18 protein-coding genes and 2 pseudogenes are annotated in these 17,209 nt (G+C 63.7%); 15 read left to right on the forward strand and 5 right to left on the reverse strand.

Translation table 11 applies throughout. From position 1 onward, the window contains the following. The 4 genes from C484_RS04275 (at position 1) to C484_RS24550 (ending at position 2,441) form a co-directional block, all read left to right on the forward strand. Positions 1-177, forward strand: a complete 177-nt coding sequence (locus C484_RS04275) for a DNA-directed RNA polymerase subunit K (RefSeq protein ID WP_006666038.1) — start codon at positions 1-3, stop codon at positions 175-177. Between the two features lie 3 nt (positions 178-180). Beyond that, complete coding sequence (gene eno, locus C484_RS04280; RefSeq protein WP_006824727.1) at positions 181-1,386, forward strand: phosphopyruvate hydratase; 1,206 nt, start codon at positions 181-183, stop codon at positions 1,384-1,386. Continuing rightward, positions 1,383-2,192: a 30S ribosomal protein S2 gene (gene rpsB / locus C484_RS04285; RefSeq protein ID WP_006666040.1), complete on the forward strand. Its 810-nt coding sequence runs from the start codon at positions 1,383-1,385 to the stop codon at positions 2,190-2,192. The genes eno and rpsB overlap by 4 nt, the downstream gene beginning before the upstream one ends. 120 nt (positions 2,193-2,312) lie before the next feature. Continuing rightward, entirely contained in the window at positions 2,313-2,441 is a 129-nt protein-coding gene (locus C484_RS24550) for a hypothetical protein (RefSeq protein ID WP_006666041.1), read from the forward strand. Between the two features lie 114 nt (positions 2,442-2,555). Here C484_RS24550 and C484_RS24555 read toward each other — a convergent pair. Both C484_RS24555 and C484_RS04290 read right to left on the reverse strand, forming a co-directional pair. Continuing rightward, positions 2,556-2,663: pseudogene (locus C484_RS24555) on the reverse strand (DUF354 domain-containing protein); the annotation flags it as partial. Positions 2,664-2,866: 203 nt separating this feature from the next. After that, positions 2,867-3,790: a thiamine-phosphate synthase family protein gene (locus C484_RS04290; RefSeq protein ID WP_006824729.1), complete on the reverse strand. Its 924-nt coding sequence runs from the start codon at positions 3,788-3,790 to the stop codon at positions 2,867-2,869. 106 nt (positions 3,791-3,896) lie between these two features. Here C484_RS04290 and mvk point away from each other — a divergent pair. The 5 genes and pseudogenes from mvk to C484_RS04315 form a co-directional block, all read left to right on the forward strand. Continuing rightward, positions 3,897-4,886, forward strand: a pseudogene (mvk, locus tag C484_RS04295) (mevalonate kinase); the annotation flags it as partial. Further along, positions 4,883-5,635, forward strand: coding sequence for an isopentenyl phosphate kinase (locus tag C484_RS04300; RefSeq protein WP_006824731.1), 753 nt, complete (start codon positions 4,883-4,885; stop codon positions 5,633-5,635). The pseudogene mvk and the gene C484_RS04300, both read left to right, overlap by 4 nt. A 259-nt stretch (positions 5,636-5,894) precedes the next feature. Beyond that, positions 5,895-7,247: a ribonuclease J gene (locus C484_RS04305; RefSeq protein ID WP_006108369.1), complete on the forward strand. Its 1,353-nt coding sequence runs from the start codon at positions 5,895-5,897 to the stop codon at positions 7,245-7,247. Between the two features lies 1 nt (position 7,248). Next, positions 7,249-8,298 (forward strand): geranylfarnesyl diphosphate synthase, encoded by a 1,050-nt coding sequence (gene idsA3 / locus C484_RS04310; protein ID WP_006824732.1) that lies wholly within the window; start codon positions 7,249-7,251, stop codon positions 8,296-8,298. Positions 8,299-8,429: 131 nt separating this feature from the next. Next, on the forward strand, positions 8,430-10,148 hold the full coding sequence (locus tag C484_RS04315) for a glutamate--tRNA ligase (RefSeq protein WP_006824733.1): 1,719 nt from the start codon (positions 8,430-8,432) through the stop codon (positions 10,146-10,148). A 161-nt stretch (positions 10,149-10,309) separates the two neighbouring features. Here the strand turns inward: C484_RS04315 and C484_RS04320 are convergent, their stop codons facing one another. Together C484_RS04320 and C484_RS04325 are read right to left on the reverse strand one after the other, a co-directional pair. After that, complete coding sequence (locus C484_RS04320; protein WP_006824734.1) at positions 10,310-10,960, reverse strand: plastocyanin/azurin family copper-binding protein; 651 nt, start codon at positions 10,958-10,960, stop codon at positions 10,310-10,312. Between the two features lie 138 nt (positions 10,961-11,098). Continuing rightward, entirely contained in the window at positions 11,099-11,584 is a 486-nt protein-coding gene (locus C484_RS04325; protein WP_006824735.1) for a DUF456 domain-containing protein, read from the reverse strand. 78 nt (positions 11,585-11,662) lie between these two features. On the opposite strand from C484_RS04325, the gene C484_RS04330 reads away from it, so the two are divergent. After that, a complete protein-coding gene (locus C484_RS04330) occupies positions 11,663-12,418 on the forward strand; it encodes an SDR family NAD(P)-dependent oxidoreductase (RefSeq protein WP_006824736.1) in 756 nt (251 codons plus the stop codon). A gap of 4 nt (positions 12,419-12,422) precedes the next feature. Here C484_RS04330 and tmcA read toward each other — a convergent pair whose 3' ends face one another. Continuing rightward, positions 12,423-14,756, reverse strand: coding sequence for a tRNA(Met) cytidine acetyltransferase TmcA (tmcA, locus tag C484_RS04335; RefSeq protein WP_006824737.1), 2,334 nt, complete (start codon positions 14,754-14,756; stop codon positions 12,423-12,425). A gap of 312 nt (positions 14,757-15,068) precedes the next feature. Here tmcA and rpl7ae point away from each other — a divergent pair, with 312 nt between their 5' ends. From rpl7ae to C484_RS04360, 5 genes are all read left to right on the forward strand, one after another. Beyond that, positions 15,069-15,431 (forward strand): 50S ribosomal protein L7Ae, encoded by a 363-nt coding sequence (rpl7ae, locus tag C484_RS04340; RefSeq protein ID WP_006108361.1) that lies wholly within the window; start codon positions 15,069-15,071, stop codon positions 15,429-15,431. Between the two features lie 11 nt (positions 15,432-15,442). Beyond that, positions 15,443-15,667, forward strand: coding sequence for a 30S ribosomal protein S28e (locus C484_RS04345; RefSeq protein WP_006064297.1), 225 nt, complete (start codon positions 15,443-15,445; stop codon positions 15,665-15,667). A gap of 3 nt (positions 15,668-15,670) precedes the next feature. After that, positions 15,671-16,036 carry a 50S ribosomal protein L24e gene (locus C484_RS04350; RefSeq protein ID WP_006824738.1) on the forward strand — a complete coding sequence of 122 codons (366 nt, stop codon included), beginning with the start codon at positions 15,671-15,673 and terminating at the stop codon, positions 16,034-16,036. Next, positions 16,036-16,500 (forward strand): nucleoside-diphosphate kinase, encoded by a 465-nt coding sequence (gene ndk / locus C484_RS04355; RefSeq protein ID WP_006666055.1) that lies wholly within the window; start codon positions 16,036-16,038, stop codon positions 16,498-16,500. Before C484_RS04350 ends, ndk begins: the two co-directional genes overlap by 1 nt. A 292-nt stretch (positions 16,501-16,792) precedes the next feature. Beyond that, positions 16,793-17,173: a DUF7344 domain-containing protein gene (locus C484_RS04360; protein ID WP_006824739.1), complete on the forward strand. Its 381-nt coding sequence runs from the start codon at positions 16,793-16,795 to the stop codon at positions 17,171-17,173. The last annotated feature ends 36 nt before the right edge of the window (positions 17,174-17,209 follow it).

The following is a 17,209-nucleotide window of genomic DNA, read 5'->3' on the forward strand; positions in this document are numbered from 1 at the left end:
ATGCAACAACAGCACCACAATCGTTACGAGAAAGCCCGTATCCTCGGTGCGCGAGCGCTGCAGGTCTCCTACGGCGCGCCGGTGTTGATCGAGACCGAGCAGACCGAGCCGATCCTGATCGCCGCGGAGGAGTACGATGCCGGTGTCTTGCCGTTTACCGTCAAGCGAGGCGAGTAACCAATGACGCTCATCACCGACGTTCGACTCCGACGCGTGCTCGACTCGCGGGGCAATCCGACGGTCGAGGCGGACGTGCTCACCGAGAGCGGTGGGTTCGGTCGCGCTGCAGCGCCAAGCGGTGCCAGTACCGGCGAGTACGAAGCCGTCGAGCGACCGCCCGGCGAGGCAATCGCCGCTGCCCGTGAGCACGCCGTTCCGCGGCTCGTGGGAGAGGCTTACGCCGGCAACCAGCGCGAGGTCGATGCACTGTTGCACGCGGCAGATGGCACTGACGACTTCTCGAAACTCGGCGCGAACAGCGCTGTCGCCATCTCGATGGCTGCTGCAAAGGCCGGGGCCGACGTGCTTGGTGCACCGCTGTTCCAGCACCTGGGTGGCACCTTCCGCGGCGAGAACTTCCCGATTCCACTCGGCAACGTCGTCGGCGGTGGCGAACACGCCGCCGACGCAACGGATATCCAGGAGTTCCTCGCGGCACCCGTCGGCGCACCGAGCGTCGAAGACGCCGTCTTCGCGAACGCAGCCGTCCACGCCGCTATCGCCGACCTGCTCGCAGAACGCGATCACCCCTGCGGCAAGGGCGACGAAGGCGCGTGGGCCCCCTCGATCGACGATGAGGAGGCGTTCGAGATCGTCGACGAAGCGGTCTCGGCCGTCGAAGACGAAGTCGGTTTCGAGATCGGATTCGGGCTCGACGTCGCCGGCGCAGAGCTGTACGACACCGACTCCGGAACCTACGAGTACAGCGATACCACGCGCGATACAGCCGAGCAGATCGCGTACATCGCCGACCTCGTCGAGGAGTACGACCTCGTGTACGTCGAGGACCCGCTCGACGAGGACGACTACGAGGCCTTTGCCGACCTGACTGATCGAGTCGGCGACCAGACGCTGCTCTGTGGCGACGATCTGTTCGTCACCAACACGGATCGCCTCCGCGAGGGAATCGAACAGGACGCAGCCAACAGCATCCTGATCAAGCCGAACCAGATCGGCACGCTGACCGACGCCTTCGACGCGATCGAACTCGCGACCGCAAACGGCTACGATTCGGTCGTCTCGCACCGCTCGGGCGAAACGGAGGACACGACGATCGCACACCTCGCCGTCGCGACCGACGCTCCCTTCATCAAGACGGGTGCCGTCGGCGGCGAGCGAACCGCAAAGCTCAACGAGCTCATCAGAATCGCAGACGACGCGACATGACAGATAACGATACGACCCAGGAAGGGCTCGACGCTGCCGAAGAGGAGATCGAGGAGGAGCCAGCCGAGGGCGCTGGTCCCGCCGCAGATCCCGACGAGGAGGTCGAGCCAGTTGACGAACAGTCCGCCACCGCCGAGGCCGACGAGGCCGACGCCGCGGCAGAACCAACCGACGAGGAGGAAGCATCCGGTCCAACCCTCGACGATGACGTGATGTCCGACGAGGAAGCCGACCTGCTCATCCCCGTCGAGGACTACCTCGGCGCTGGCGTCCACATCGGGACCCAGCAAAAGACCAACGACATGGAGCGGTTCATCCACCGCGTCCGGACCGACGGACTCTACGTCCTCGACGTTTCGAAGACCGACAGTCGTATCCGCACGGCTGCGGACTTCCTCTCGAACTACAACCCGGAGCAGATTCTGGTCACATCGAGCCGCCAGTACGGGCGCTTCCCGGCGGAGAAGTTCGCCGAAGCCGTGGGCGCTCGTGCTCGCACCGGTCGCTTCATCCCGGGCACGCTGACGAATCCGAAGTACGACGGCTACATCGAACCCGACGTTGTCGTCGTCACGGACCCGATCGGCGACGCCCAGGCCGTCAAGGAGGCCATCACGGTCGGTATCCCGGTCATCGCGATGTGTGACTCGAACAACCAAGTCAGCAATGTCGACCTCGTCGTTCCGACGAACAACAAGGGTCGAAAGGCCCTTTCGGTCGTCTACTGGCTGCTCGCAAACGAGGTTCTCGACCGCCGCGGTGCCGAGCCATCCTACTCGCTCGAGGACTTCGAAAGCGGCGTCTAGATTCGGTTTTCGAATCGAACTGTTCCGTCTCAGTTTCCTCGCTTCTCACGCAGGTCGCGTCGAGTGTCTGTCTTCGAGCGAAGAAGTTAGGTGTGACCCCCGACGAGTTCAGGTATACAGATGTCAGACTGGCTGTTTACCGCGGAAGAGGAGCGGCTTTCACCGGCCGTCGTGTTCGCAACGGCGGGGTTGATCGCGGTCTTCGCGCTGGGACTGGTCTATCGCGGGCTGGCGGTCGTGCTTTTCTGAGCGCGCTCCGACCGTCACAACTGCCGATTACGGCCACTGAGCCGACAGGTGGCCGTGTGTCAGTGATAGCGCCGAGATTCCACGAGTTCAGCTCAGCTACTGGGCGGACTCCGTCTCACGAGCGGACACGTACACGTCGTGCCCTGCAGCCTCGAGTTCAGTGACGACGTGCTTGAAGAAGTGGACGTTCGCCGCGTGTTGAATCGTAATAACGAAATCCATCCTCGTGCCCGGCTGCAACTATTCGGACGGCAGTCCTTACTATCGGGTCAGTAGAACGGTCGCACAGATTGAAACCATCTGTAACAGTTGCCTGTCACTCATTTCGCTTACTTCGCTTATTTCAATTATTTCGCTTATTTCGTTCGAGAACGCTTCCCGAGGCATAGCGATCACGACAGAGACGACAGCGGTAGTCGCCAGTACTATGCCATCGATGCGTCGAGCAGTTCCCCGATCAGAGCGGCCGCATCGTCGGCGCTCTCACCGAACACGTACGTCGCCGGTTCGATACCGAACGCGCCGCTGTGATAGGCGACTCGCGGCACGCCGCCTCGTTCCTCGAACCGCGTTCGGAGGTGCTCACCACGGTCCTCGTAGTCCGCGCTGAACTCGAGTGGATCGAGTTCCATCTCGCGGGCAGCCTCGAGGATCGCATCGTCGGTCGCGATGTTGATCGCGCCGCGAACGGCTGGATCGATCGCGCCTGCGGCGAGGATAGCCGTCGCGACGTGTTTCGACGCGCCGAACTCGGGATGTGCCGGGATTTCGATACGCCCGCCCATGGCGTAGATACGGCCGGGGATGGCGGCGACATCGGTTTCATCGCGCGCGTCCGGAAGCGCCATCCCGACGTTCGTGCCGACGTTCGGAATGCAGTCGACCATTCCCGGCGTTGCGGCGAGCGTTCGGGCGGCCGTTCGGACGGTCGCGAGCACGTCCCGCTCGGCGCTGACCTCGGGATCGAGGCCGCGCACGCAGAGATCGCAGCCGAGGCCCCGGAGCGCGGGCATTTCCTCCTCGTGGAGTTCACAGATCGGGCCCCGGTCCTCGAGACTGCGGACGAGCGAGAGGAGTTCGGCAAGGGCGTCGTAGCCGTCCATCCCGCCGCTCGCGAGGCCGTCGGCGATGCGCTCGACCGTGGCGACGGTTTCTGGGTCGTCACGAAAGCGGTCGTCGCCGCCGCTCTCGCCGCTTACGTACTTGCTGACTGCGGCTTGGGTGACGCCGAGGTTCGCGGCGATTTCCTGTTGGGTCATCCCGCGCTCGGCGAGTTCGGCGGCGAGCATCGCCCGCACTGTCGGGAGAAATCGATCGACGACGAGTTCGCTGGGGAGCACGAGGGACATACGCCGGCGTTCGAACGACACTGGCTTAAGTCCGACTACAGGCGGCGACGTGGGGTTCGAACGATCTCGAGAGGATAGGTATTAATCGTCGTCGTACGAACGGCCGGATATGACAGTCTCGAGCGCCCCCGGGAAGGTCTATCTGTTCGGGGAGCACGCGGTCGTCTACGGCGAACCCGCCGTGCCGTGTGCGATCGAGGTGCGAGCACGGGTCGGCGTCAAACGCCGGGACGACAGCAAACTGCGAGTTCACGCCGAGGATCTCAGTCTGGACGGCTTTACGGTCGAGTACGGCGGCGGGGCCGACGAGCGGCCCGATGTCAACGCATCGGAGTCGCTGCTCATGGCCGCAACGCAGTACGTCGACAGCGCGATCGAGCAGGTTCGTGAAGTTACCGGCGAGGAGGATGTCGGCTTCGACGTGACGATCGAGAGCAATATCCCGCTCGGGGCGGGCCTTGGCTCCTCCGCGGCGGTCGTCGTCGCGGCGATCGACGCCGGCACCCGCGCGCTCGGGACGACGCTCGAGCCGGTCGAACTCGCCGAACGCGCCTACCGAACCGAGCACGAGGTTCAGGACGGCCAGGCGTCACGCGCAGACACGTTCTGTTCGGCGACGGGCGGTGCAGTCCGCGTCGAGGGCGACGACTGTCGATCGATCGACGCACCCGATCTTCCCCTCGTGATCGGCTTCGACGGCGGAGCCGGCGAGACAGGTGAACTCGTTTCCGGCGTGCGCACCCTCCGCGAGGAGTACGAGTTCGCCGCGGACACGGTCGAAGCGATCGGCGACATCGTCAGAAACGGGGAGGACGCACTGGCCGACGGCGACGTCGCCGAACTCGGGCGACTCATGAACTTCAACCACGGGCTGCTCTCGGCGCTTGGCGTCTCCTCGCGCTCGCTCGAGACGATGGTCTGGGCGGCCCGCGACGCCGGGGCCGACGGCGCGAAGCTGACGGGTGCCGGCGGCGGCGGCTGTATCGTCGCCCTAGACCCGACCGAGGAAACCGAGACGGCCCTGTCGTTCACCCCGGGCTGCGAGGATGCATTCCGCGCCGAACTCGCCGAGGAGGGGGTGCGCCGGATCGAATGATCGTCCTGAAACTCGGCGGCAGCGCGATCACCGACAAGGACCGCCCGGAAACGCTCGACGGTCAGTCACTCGCCGCGGCGACGGATGCGATCGCGAGTTCGTTCGGTGCGGACGGAGACGGTGCGGTCGACGAACTCGTCATCGTCCACGGCGGCGGCAGCTTCGGCCACCACAACGCGAGCGAACACGGCGTGACCACGACTGCGGGAAGCCGCGATCCGGCCGCCATCCACGACATCCACGGCGCGATGACGACGCTAAACGAGTTCGTCCTGAGCCGCCTCCTCGAGCGCGACGTGCCGGCGGTGCCGGTGCATCCGTTCTCTGCGGCCCACCGCGATGCCGACGGCGAACTCGCGCTCCCGAGCGGGCAGGTCGAGACGCTCGTCGGGGAGGGATTCGTTCCGGTCCTCCACGGCGACCTCGTCGCACACGTCGGCGAAGGCGCGACCGTCGTCAGCGGGGACGAACTCGTCGCTGAACTCGCCTGCAGTCTCGATGCGGATCGGATCGGCCTCTGTTCAACGGTCCCCGGCGTCCTCGACGATGCGGATACGGTCGTCCCCGAAATCGGCTCGTTCGACGCCGTCGCGGACGTGCTCGGCGAAAGCGAGTCGACCGACGTGACCGGTGGAATGGCCGCGAAGGTGCAAGCGCTTCTCGAACTCGACGCCGAGGCGTCGATCTTCGGACTCGAGGGGATCGAGCGCTTCCTTGCGGGCGAGAACCCGGGAACGACGGTGCAGTAAAGCTATTCTGACCCCGCTTCTCGCCTCGGTACCGGTAATGTGTAACCCACTGTGTTTTTAACACCCGGGCGTGTAGATGGGGATAGCGAAACCCGCGGGCAAGTGCGTCTCGGTGTGGTTGGCCGGAGAACGCCGGCTAATCATGGGTTGCCGAACGCATAGCGGGATGGCCGATGTGCTGTAAGACGCCGGGGCCGGATGAATCGAAGTCCGCGGACTGTTTCGATGAGAGTCATACGGACTTTCAGTGCTACGAACTATGGAAATCGAAATCGCAACAATTGGCGGCTACGAAGAAGTCGGACGGCAGATGACTGCCGTTCGCGCCGGTGACGACGTCGTTATCTTCGACATGGGACTGAACCTCTCGCAGGTTCTGATCCACGACAACGTCGAAACCGAGCGGATGCACAGTCTCGACCTGATCGACATGGGCGCAATCCCGGACGATCGGGTCATGAGCGACCTCGAAGGCGACGTCCAGGCCATCGTGCCCACGCACGGCCACTTGGACCACATCGGTGCCATCTCGAAGTTGGCCCACCGGTACGACGCGCCGATCGTCGCCACGCCGTTTACGATCGAACTGGTCAAACAACAGATCGAGAGCGAACAGAAGTTCGGCGTCGAGAACGACCTGGTCAAGATGGATGCCGGCGAGACGATGTCGATCGGCGACTCCGGCAAGGTTGATCTCGAGTTCGTCAACGTCACGCACTCGATCATCGACGCGATCAACCCGGTACTTCACACGCCCGAAGGCGCGGTCGTCTACGGGCTGGACAAACGCATGGACCACACGCCGGTGCTCGGCGATCCGATCGACATGGAACGGTTCCGCGAGATCGGTCGCGAGGGCGAAGGCGTTCTCTGTTATATTGAGGACTGTACGAACGCCGGCCGGAAGGGACGCACCCCCTCCGAGAACGTCGCGCGTGAACACCTTCGGGACACCCTCTACAGCATGGAGGACTACGACGGCGGGATCGTCGCGACGACGTTCTCAAGTCACATCGCCCGCGTGAAGAGCCTCGTCGAGTTCGCAGACGATATCGGTCGTCAGCCGGTCCTGCTCGGACGCTCGATGGAGAAGTACTCCGGCACCGCGGAACGACTCGACTTCGTCGACTTCCCGACGGATCTGGGAATGTTCGGGCACCGCAAGTCCGTCGACCGCACCTTCAAGCGAATCATGAACGAGGGCAAGGAGAACTTCCTCCCCGTCGTCACCGGCCACCAGGGAGAGCCACGCGCGATGCTGACGCGAATGGCCCGCGGCGAGACGCCATACGAACTGGACAACGGTGACAAGGTCGTCTTCTCGGCTCGCGTTATCCCCGAACCGACCAACGAGGGGCAACGCTACCAGGCCGAGAAGTTGCTCGGCATGCAGGGTGCCCGTATCTACGACGATATCCACGTCTCCGGCCACATGAATCAGGAAGGCCACTATCAGATGCTCGACGCGCTCCAGCCGCAGAACATCATCCCTGCCCACCAGGACCTAGAGCACCTGGCCAAGTACATCGACCTCGCCGAGAACCAGGGATACCAGCTCGGTCGGGATCTCCACGCGACGCGCAACGGGAACCTTATCCAGCTTGTCGAGTGATATGACAACCCCCAAGGCACGTGAGGAGGCGGTACTCGAAGCGGTTCGAAAGCGCCGCGAACTGGTCAACGACGCGATTCCCGAGGAGTTGCCAATCCAGCGGCCAGAACGGCTCTACGAGGCCTCGCGATACCTCCTCGATGCGGGCGGGAAACGGTTGCGACCGACCGTCTTGCTCGCAACGGCCGAAGCGCTCGCGGATGTCGAGCCGTTGACGACTGATTATCGGACGTTCCCGACGCTGACCGGCGAGCCGATCGATCTCATGGACGCCGCCGTTAGCGTCGAGGTCATTCAGTCATTTACGCTGATCCACGACGACATCATGGACGACGACGACCTCCGACGAGGCGTCCCCGCCGTCCACCGCGAGTACGACCTCGAGACGGCGATTCTGGCCGGCGACACACTCTACTCGAAGGCCTTCGAGATCATGCTCGAAACGGGTGCCGACCCATCCCGAATGGTCGACGCGCTCGACGTGCTCGCGACGACCTGTACGAAGATCTGTGAGGGCCAGGCGCTCGACGTAACCTTCGAAGAGCGCGACGCTATTGTCCCCGAGGAGTACCTCGAGATGGTCGAACAGAAGACCGCCGTCCTCTACGCCGCTTCCGCGTGTCTCCCGGCCATCCTGCAGGGTGCAGACCAGTCGACGATCGATGCCCTCTACGGCTACGGACTCGACATCGGCCGCGCCTTCCAGATCCAAGACGACGTGCTCGATCTCACCGTCCCGAGCGACAAACTCGGTAAACAGCGCGGCAGCGACCTCGTCGAGGAGAAACAGACACTCATCACCGTCCACGCCCGCGATCAGGGGCTCGCTGTCGAGGACCTCGTCGACACCACGGACGTCGACGCCGTCACCGAGGCCGAAATCGATGACGCCGTCGCCGAACTCGAAGCCGCCGGCTCGATCAGTTACGCCAACGAGACCGCCCGCGATCTGGTTACCCAGGGCAAGAACCGACTCGACGTGTTGCCGGACAACGACGCTCGCGATCTGCTCTGTGAACTCGGGGACTACCTGATCGAACGCGGCTACTGAGCACTGCGCACCGCGCACCGCGTCGACCGACGTGCAACGCGCACCCGTTTTGTGGCAGCTACCCGATCAGCGTCCGATACGGCGAGTCGACACCGCGAGGGTTTTGGTCCGGGCACCAATACCCCCGAGTAATGAATGACGATCTCCGCGAGCGCGTCGAGCGCGAAGCCGAGAAACACGCGCTGTTAAACGCCGTCAAACACGAAAGCGACGCCAACGTCGGTGCCGTGATGGGGCCGCTCATGGGTGACAACCCCGAGTTCAGAGCGCACGCAGACGACATTCCCGGCGTCATCGGCGGCGTCATCGGACAGGTCAACGATCTCGCGTACGACGCCAAACGCGAGCGCCTCGAAGAACTCGCGCCGGATGAACTCGCTGAACTCGAGGCGGAAGACGAGGAGGACGAACACGACCTGCCGTCCCTTCCTAACGCGGACGATGTCGAGGAGGTCCGCATGCGGTGTGCGCCGAATCCGAACGGGCCGTGGCACGTCGGCCACGCGCGAATGCCGGCGGTCATCGGCACGTACCGCGATCGCTATGACGGCTGGTTCTGCGTCCGGTTCGACGACACGGACCCCGAGACGAAGCGACCGGATCTCGACGCCTACGATGCGATTCTCGACGATCTCGACTACCTCGGGTTCGAACCCGACGACGTGTATCGAGCGAGCGACCGGCTTGAGACGTACTACGAGCACGCTCGCGACCTGATCGACATGGACGGGGCCTACACCTGCTCCTGTTCGGGAGAGGCCTTCTCCGAGCTGAAGAACGCGGGCGAGGCCTGTCCGCACCGCGGCAAGGACGCCGACACCGTCCACGAGGAGTTCGAGGGAATGATCGCCGGCGAGTACGAGAGCGGCGAGATGGTGCTCCGGGTCAAAACCGATATCGAGCACAAGAACCCCGCCCTTCGCGACTGGGTTGCATTCCGGATGATCGACACACCCCACCCCCGCGAGGAGGCCAACGAGTACCGGTGCTGGCCTATGCTCGACTTCCAGTCCGGAATCGACGATCACCTGCTTGGAATCTCTCACATCATCCGCGGGATCGACCTGCAGGACTCCGCGAAACGCCAGCAGTTCGTCTACGACTACTTCGACTGGGAGTACCCCGAAGTCATCCACTGGGGCCACGTTCAGGTCGACGCCTACGACGTGAAGATGAGCACCTCGACGATTTCTGAACTGATCGACGAGGGCGAACTCGACGGCTGGGACGACCCGCGCGCGCCGACGCTCAAAAGCCTCCGCCGCCGGGGCATTCGCGGCGAGGCCATCGTCGATGCGATGGTCGAACTCGGCACCTCGACGAGCGACGTCGACCTCGCGATGAGCGCTATCTACGCGACCAACCGCGAACTCATCGACGACGAAACCGACCGTCGGTTCCTCGTCCGCGACGGCACTGAACTCGTACTCGGCGGCGACCCACCCGCAGAAGCCAATCCGCCGCTCCATCCGGACCACGAAGAGCGTGGCGTCCGCGAAATCCCCGTTGGCGATGCAGTCTTGCTTGAACCGGCAGACGTCCCCGACAACGGAACGCGCGTCTGGCTCAAGGGACTCGGCTGCGTCGAGGCCACTGCGGACGAACTCGAGTTCACCGGTGCGGATATCGACGTGGTCCGTGAGGAGGGTGTCGATGTCGTCCACTGGGTGCCAGCGGCCGAGAGCGTCCCGGTTCGGCTGCGAACGATCACGGGCGACGTCTCCGGGCGAGCGGAACCCGGTGTTGCTGAACTCGAATCGGACGAGATGGTGCAGTTCGAACGGGTTGGATTCGCCCGAATCGATCACCACGATGGCGACGAAACGGTAGCGTACTACACGCACGACTGATGTACCGGACCGGTCACGATCCGCGATCGAAGCCTGCGCCGGGGCGCTGGTGGATCGGAACGCCGGTCGAGCGCAGATATCGACGAAAATAGTATTGCTTCGGTTGGGACGATCGCTCGGCGAGTTCGTGTTCGAGTACGGGTGCGGGTGCGACGGGAGCGTTATTCGTCGCTTTCGTTGCCGTTCCCCATGCTTTCGTTGCCGTTTTCGCTCTCGTTACCGTTCTCCATACTTTCGTTGCCGTTCTCGGTTTCGTTACCGTTGCCGGTCTCGTTACCGTTTCCACCGCCGTTGCCGTCCGAACCCTGCTGCAGGTCGATCGTTCCACGCATCTGGTTCTCGTGTGGGCGGCAGACGTATTCTGCCATCTCGCTCGTGACTTCCTCGATTTCGAGGGTCTGAGTTTCGCCTTCCTCGTTCATCACCTCGGTCGAGAGGTCGTTGACGACTTCGTCGTTCTCGTCGACAATCTCGAGATTGTGTCCGGCCCCATCGCCGTTCTCCCAGGTGATCTCGTACGACTCGCCTTCGAAGAGGACCAGCGAGGGATTGGTCTCCCCCTCGATCGGACTCGGCGAATTCCCTTCCCAACCGCTTGTCACTCCGGTGAGTTCGATTTCGCTGACTCCTTCCCACTCGCTGACATCTGTGCCGCCGTTACCGCCACCATTGCCGCCGCCGTTTCCGCCGCCGTTGCCGCCACCATTTCCACCGTCGCCGTTGTCCGCACAACCCGCGAGAAGACCGGCCGCACCGACGGCACCGGATATCTTGAGGATCGTCCGCCGCGTCGTGGAATCGTTTTCTACCATGTCTCGCCCTACAACTCCCACAAGTGTTAAATCAAATCCGGCACACTGATGACTATCTCAGTTTTTTAGACCATACATGGTTGTATTTTTGGACATTCAGTCACGTCCCGAAGAATCTCAGAAACGATCGTCTGTCACTCACAGAACGACAACCGCGATGAGAAAGCCACAGAGAATCGACACCGTCAACAACACCTGGATCGCCGTTGAGGCCAGGATACCAACCGTCGCGTAGATTGCCGATTGCGTGCTCCGGTCTAGATCCCCGGCTCGCAGATACTCCACGACGAAGACAGTACCGAATAACCCGAGCAGTAAGCCAAGCGGACCAGTCACAACCATCAACACGATCCCAACCGCAGCAGCGAGTCCGGTCGTCACCCAGGAGGCACCACCCGCTCGCGCTGCGATCGACCCCGCAAAGAGTTCGACAAACAGGGTCACCAGTCCAAGAATCGTGAGGACGACGAGCGCAATCGGTCCCGGCGCTGTGAATCCGGAGAGCCACCAGTAGAGATACACGCCCGACAGTGAGAGCGCCCCTCCCGGAACGAGCGGCACCACCGTTCCAAGGACACCGCCGAGGAGCACCGCGACCGCAAGCACGAGTCCCGCATCTACCATACGACTCTCCACGGCAGCGAACGGCAAAGCCGTACCGCCATCAGTACTGTTACGGTTGCCGCGTGACCATCTCGTGACATGACAGCACAGACGGCCGATTCGCGCGGCGCGATCATCATCGGTGCCTCCTCCGGTATCGGAGCCGCCCTCGCGCGTGAACTTGCCGCCGACGGCTACGAAATCGGGCTGGCCGCACGACGAACGGACCGCCTCAAAGACCTCGGCGCGTCGCTCCCGACGAAAGCGTACGTCGCAACGATGGACGTCACAGAACCGGACACTGCCCGCGATCGGTTTCGGTCGCTTGCCGACGCGATGAACTCGGTCGATCTCGTCGTCATCAGCGCCGGGGTTGGCGATGCGAATTACGACCTCGACTGGGAAACCGAACGTCAGACGATCGATGTCAACGTACGCGGGTTCACCGCGCTCGCGACGGCCGCAATGGACCATTTCGAGCGCCGGTCGCCCACCCCGGGTGACTCGGACGGCCATCTCGTCGGAATTTCCTCCGTCGCCGCTCACTTCGGCAACGGTGGGACACAGGCCTATAACGCCTCGAAAGCGTACGTCTCGCGCTATCTCGAGGGGCTGCGAAGCCGACAGGCCGGTGCCGACGCGAACGTGACGATCACGACCATCGAACCCGGGTTCGTCGACACTGAACTCTCTTACGGCTCGTTCTGGCAGAGTTCACCGGAGACGGCGGCGAGTCAAATCGCGGCTACAATCCGTGACGAGCGCGACCACGCCTACGTGACGCGTCGCTGGCGGCTGGTCGCGTGGGCGTTACAGGCCCTCCCCGAATCGGTGCTCAGACGACTGTTCGCCTGAGTCGTTACTCGGTAGTGAACCGATCTCGGACCTCCAGCGCCGCCGCCGACCCGTATTCGTCCACCAGCGGCTGGAACGCCTTACCGAGTGCCCGCATGCACTGCCCCGCCGAGTGGAACTCGAGCCGATGCGCGACAGTCGCCCAATCTTTCCCCTGAAGCACTCGCAGGACGAGCAGTCGCTCTTCGCGCGCGGAGAGGTCGACAGCGTCCGGCTTCGTGACGAAGTACCGACCCACGAGTTCACGGAAGGGACCGGGATCGACATCGAACAGGCCGGGGCCGTAGGCCGCCCCGGCGACGATCCGCCACTCGTACTCGCTGCACTCGAGCGACGGCGCGGCCTCGTCGGGGGTGCTCCGCAGTACTTCGCGGGCCACGTCGGGGTCCAAATCTGCGAGTGAATCGGTACAGAGCGCGGGGAATCGGCGGGCGAATCGCTCGGCGTGGCGGTCGTAAAGTGCACGGCCTGTGTCGCTCGTCGGATCGAGCATGAGCGCCGAGTACTCCCCGCTCGCGTCGTTGCGCGTCGTCGAGACGTGCAGTGTTCGAAAGCCGTTCTCGCGCCAGAACGAGAGCAGGCCTGGCGTCGCGCCGAAGCCGGTGCCGAGCCAGTCGACGGTCGAACCGAACTCGTCTCGAATGTGTTCGAGGAGGCGCGATCCGAGGCCGCGAGCGCGCACCTCGTGGTGGGTTGCGATACGAACGACGCGCACGCCAGCCGGTTCGCCGGCCGCTTCGTCGCGAAGTTGGCTCGTGAGCACGTCCGGGAGCATGTTCCCGCGGATGCGCCCCCCCTCGTACATCATCGCTCGCGTCTCGGCGTCGAGATCACCCTCGCGGGCGAGCAGCGCGACGCTTACGACGTGGCCGTCGTGAACCAGTGCGCGGGCGTCGAGATTCGGCGCGTCAAGCAGTCTGGCGAGGTCATTCGGCTCGGTGCGGTAGTGGGCGAGGACGAGGAGTCCGAAGGCCTCCCGGAGCAAGCGTTCGTCTGCAAGCAGGTCGTCGGGGTCGAGCCGGCGATACTCGACGGAATCGGGAGTCGCGTCGGCGACGAGCGGAGCCACGGGCGGCCGAGCGTCGAGCAGTAGCGCGCGGAACGCCCACACCTCGATCGGATCGCCCGCTGCGTAGCGGATCGGTGCGGCGAGTGTCCGCTCGGTCACGTCGTGGTCGCTCTCGGCAAGTCGGTCGCGAAACCGCACGGAAAAGCCCCGTCCCGCCCCCTCGTAGCCGTGGATCGTCGTTGCGAACGCGATGCGGTCGGCGGCGAGGAACGACTCGAGCGTCGACACCGGGAGTGCGGCGGCTTCGTCGACGATGACGACGTCCGCCGCCTCACATTCGCTCACCGCAGCGGACGGGTCACGGAATCGGACGCGCCCGCCTGAACTCGTGTCTATCTCGCGAGGGACGTCCTGGGAATCCGCAGCGACGGCTGCCTCGGCGTCGAGTTCAGCGACGAGTTCGTCGGCGCGGGCGAACAGTTCGGTCGCGTTGGCAACCGACGGTGCGGTGACGAGCACCGAGTCACCTGCAAGCGCGAAACAGCCGGCGGCCAGCCCCGCGGCGCTCGATTTGCCGCGGCCGCGGTCGGCGTCGAGGACGACGGCTCGGCCGGGTTCGGTGAGCGATTCGAAGGCGGCGAGCGCCCCGACCTGGTCACCGGTGAGGCAGGCGTCGTAGGCGGCCGCTGGAAACGCGGCGTCGGACGACCTGCTCGCATCGGGTTCGGTGTCCGCGGACGACAGGATCGGCGCGGGGTTCGTCGATCCCGTTTCGACGAGTTCGCCCTCGGCGAGCGCCGTGGGATCGCCGGGAGTCGTCGGCTCGGCGCTGCCCGTGTCCCCGTCGCTGAACTCGACGACTGCAATGCCGCGGTGCTCCCGGATCGTCTCGACCAGTCGGCGTCTGAACCGGCCGGTCACGTCGTCGATCGTGAAGGGCGGAACGGCCAGCGACTCGTCGAAGCCGTTTCGCCGATCGGGCCACGTCTCGGCTGCAGGCGTGAGCAGGATCAGCAGACCGCCGCCGTCGACGGCACCGACGACCTGGCCGAGCGCGTTCGGCTGCAGATCTTCGTGTGCGTCGACGATCACCACCTGCCGGGTCGTTCCGAGGAGTCTTCCCGCATGTGGCTGTTTGATCTGCTCGCAGCGAAGCCGATCCTCGGGGCCGACGAGCGTTGTGTCAGTGATGCCGACCGGCAGCGTCGAGAGGATCGCCTCGAGACAGGCATAGCCCCGCTCACGGTCGCCACCGAGGACGAGCGCCCGCCGCTCGTTCGTCTCCCGAGCCTCGCGGGAAAGTGAACTTGCGAGGGTGCCGACGTTCATACTCGCGGTTAGGACGCGGACCCGTAATACTGTGTGATTTCGTGCCCGAGCCGACTGTGCGTCGAGGTCACAACCGTCCAGCGTTTTGAACACGCTTTTAAGGGGGGCAACGCTACTGACGTAGTACACCCTACGCGGGGTTGATGATGCTCCTAGCCTTACAGGACCTCCGCCGGGCATCGCCCGGCCTGGGGTCTGGTTTCCGGAGCCGGAGTCGATGCCGAAACTCAAAATCGAATCCGGGACCGGCGTTCGAACCGGATCCCCGAGGCAGGGGAGCGCGAGCCCACGCGTAGGAGAGGTGAACAACCAATGTCAGTCTACGTCACAACCGACATCCCAGCCGACCTCGCAGATGACGCCCTCGAGGCGCTCGAGGTCGCACGAGACACAGGCCGAGTAAAGAAAGGAACCAACGAAACCACCAAGGCGATCGAGCGCGGCAACGCCGATCTCGTCTACGTCGCCGAGGACGTCTCCCCCGAAGAAATCGTCATGCATCTCCCTGAACTCGCAGACGAGAAGGGTATTCCTGTCGTCTTCATCGAGACGCAGGACGACGTCGGCCACGCTGCCGGTCTCGAGGTCGGCTCGGCCGCCGCAGCGATCGTCGACACGGGCGAGGCCGAAGGCGACGTCGAAGACATCGCCGACAAGGTCGAGGACCTCGACTGAGGTGATCAGAGATGAGTGCTGAAGAGGAAGAAAGCGGCTCCACGCCCGCCGAGGTCATCGAGATCGTCGGCAAGACCGGCATGCACGGTGAAGCCATGCAGGTCAAGTGCCGGATCAAGGAGGGCGAGAACCAGGGACGCATCATTACCCGTAACTGTCTCGGGCCGGTCCGCGAAGGGGACGTGCTCCAGCTTCGCGAGACCGCCCGCGAGGCAGACTCCATCGGAGGACAGTAACCAATGGTCGAGAAACGAACCTGCGACTACACGGGCGAAGAAATCGAACCCGGCACGGGCATCATGTACGTCAAGACCGACGGCACCGTGCTCCACTTCGTCGACTCGAAGGCAGAGAAGAACTACAAACTCGGTCGCGAGCCGCGCGATCTCGAGTGGACCGAGGAAGGTCGTGCCGGCAAAGGCCCGGCCGAGGCCGACACGCCCGCCGGCGAAGAAGCCGACCAGGACGAGGTCGTCGAAGCCAGCGAAGACGAGGACCTCGAGACCGAGTCCGAAGTCGCCGAGGATGACGAAGCGGACGTTTCCGCCGGGGACGAAACCGTCGACGAGACCGAAGCGGACGAAGCCGAGGAGAGTGAAGCCTGATGGGCGACCACGAACGCACCTTCGTGATGGTCAAGCCCGACGCCTTCGCGCGCGGACTCGTGGGCGAGGTCATCTCTCGACTCGAGGACCGCGGGCTGAAGCTCGTCGGTATCAAGGTCGAAAACATGCCTCGCGACCGGGCGGAAGAACACTACAGCGAACACGAAGACAAACCGTTCTACGACGACCTCGTCGACTTTATTACGGGCGGTCCGGTCGTCCCGATGGTCTGGGAAGGCCAGGACGCAACCCGACAGGTCCGCCAGATGATCGGCGAGACCGATCCGCTCGAAGCCGCACCGGGAACGATTCGTGGCGACTACGCACTCGACCTCGGCCGCAACGTCGTCCACGCGGCCGACCACGAGGACGAGGGCGCAAACGAACGCGAGATTTCGATCCACTTCGACGACGCCGAACTGATCGACTACGATCAGCACGACGCTACGTGGCTCTACGAATAACGACGACGACCCGTTCGAGTTCAGACGCAGTTTCAGAACTCGGCTGATTTTCGCGGCAACGCGGGTCCTTCGTCGATCAGGAACTATCAACGATCAACGCTGGTGAGCGTAGCCATCGGATCCGGGTTATGAGTCTAGCGGTCATCTGCGGGGGAAAGAGCGGTTCTACTCGGGGCGTTTGCACAGGAATTTAGTCCGACGTATGGTACAGGTAGACGTAACATCTAATGTGCCGGCTGCAGTATAGGCTCGTGGTGGTTTCGAATGGTAATATACGGTAGGTGGTCTGTGGATGCGTGAAACGGAGCGGGAGTCGACACAACGAGCGGTCGAAGCGACGCCATCGCTCGACCGCGTGTTCGACCTGCTGTCAAACCGGCGGCGGCGATACGCGCTGTATACGCTGTACGAGCAGTCGGACGGTGTCGCAACGATCGACGAACTAACGGATCGCATCTGTGCGTTCGACCGACAGTTCACACCGTCGGAGACGACGGCCACCGATGACTTGCAACAGCTCGTTCGAACAGAACTGCAACACGTCCACCTTCCAAAGTTAGCGGATGCAGGTGTCCTTGAACAGGACCAGCGTACCGAGACGGTTCGTTACTGGTCCCAACCCACGTTGGAGGAGTGGCTCGAACACGCGTATCACAAAGAACAGCGATCGTAGTTGAGGACGGCCTCACCCGGGAGATCCAGCGCCAGC

Origin of the sequence: Natrialba taiwanensis DSM 12281 (assembly GCF_000337595.1) — an archaeon.
Lineage (GTDB): Archaea > Halobacteriota > Halobacteria > Halobacteriales > Natrialbaceae > Natrialba > Natrialba taiwanensis.

What these genes read in the sequence shown, in the direction of transcription:
- C484_RS04275 (WP_006666038.1), top strand. Translation starts at nt 1, where the DNA reads ATGCAACAACAGCACCACAATCGTTACGAGAAAGCCCGTATCCTCGGT.
- eno (WP_006824727.1), top strand. Translation starts at nt 181, where the DNA reads ATGACGCTCATCACCGACGTTCGACTCCGACGCGTGCTCGACTCGCGG.
- rpsB (WP_006666040.1), top strand. Translation starts at nt 1,383, where the DNA reads ATGACAGATAACGATACGACCCAGGAAGGGCTCGACGCTGCCGAAGAG.
- C484_RS24550 (WP_006666041.1), top strand. Translation starts at nt 2,313, where the DNA reads ATGTCAGACTGGCTGTTTACCGCGGAAGAGGAGCGGCTTTCACCGGCC.
- C484_RS04290 (WP_006824729.1), bottom strand. Translation starts at nt 3,790, where the DNA reads ATGTCCCTCGTGCTCCCCAGCGAACTCGTCGTCGATCGATTTCTCCCG.
- C484_RS04300 (WP_006824731.1), top strand. Translation starts at nt 4,883, where the DNA reads ATGATCGTCCTGAAACTCGGCGGCAGCGCGATCACCGACAAGGACCGC.
- C484_RS04305 (WP_006108369.1), top strand. Translation starts at nt 5,895, where the DNA reads ATGGAAATCGAAATCGCAACAATTGGCGGCTACGAAGAAGTCGGACGG.
- idsA3 (WP_006824732.1), top strand. Translation starts at nt 7,249, where the DNA reads ATGACAACCCCCAAGGCACGTGAGGAGGCGGTACTCGAAGCGGTTCGA.
- C484_RS04315 (WP_006824733.1), top strand. Translation starts at nt 8,430, where the DNA reads ATGAATGACGATCTCCGCGAGCGCGTCGAGCGCGAAGCCGAGAAACAC.
- C484_RS04320 (WP_006824734.1), bottom strand. Translation starts at nt 10,960, where the DNA reads ATGGTAGAAAACGATTCCACGACGCGGCGGACGATCCTCAAGATATCC.
- C484_RS04325 (WP_006824735.1), bottom strand. Translation starts at nt 11,584, where the DNA reads ATGGTAGATGCGGGACTCGTGCTTGCGGTCGCGGTGCTCCTCGGCGGT.
- C484_RS04330 (WP_006824736.1), top strand. Translation starts at nt 11,663, where the DNA reads ATGACAGCACAGACGGCCGATTCGCGCGGCGCGATCATCATCGGTGCC.
- tmcA (WP_006824737.1), bottom strand. Translation starts at nt 14,756, where the DNA reads ATGAACGTCGGCACCCTCGCAAGTTCACTTTCCCGCGAGGCTCGGGAG.
- rpl7ae (WP_006108361.1), top strand. Translation starts at nt 15,069, where the DNA reads ATGTCAGTCTACGTCACAACCGACATCCCAGCCGACCTCGCAGATGAC.
- C484_RS04345 (WP_006064297.1), top strand. Translation starts at nt 15,443, where the DNA reads ATGAGTGCTGAAGAGGAAGAAAGCGGCTCCACGCCCGCCGAGGTCATC.
- C484_RS04350 (WP_006824738.1), top strand. Translation starts at nt 15,671, where the DNA reads ATGGTCGAGAAACGAACCTGCGACTACACGGGCGAAGAAATCGAACCC.
- ndk (WP_006666055.1), top strand. Translation starts at nt 16,036, where the DNA reads ATGGGCGACCACGAACGCACCTTCGTGATGGTCAAGCCCGACGCCTTC.
- C484_RS04360 (WP_006824739.1), top strand. Translation starts at nt 16,793, where the DNA reads ATGCGTGAAACGGAGCGGGAGTCGACACAACGAGCGGTCGAAGCGACG.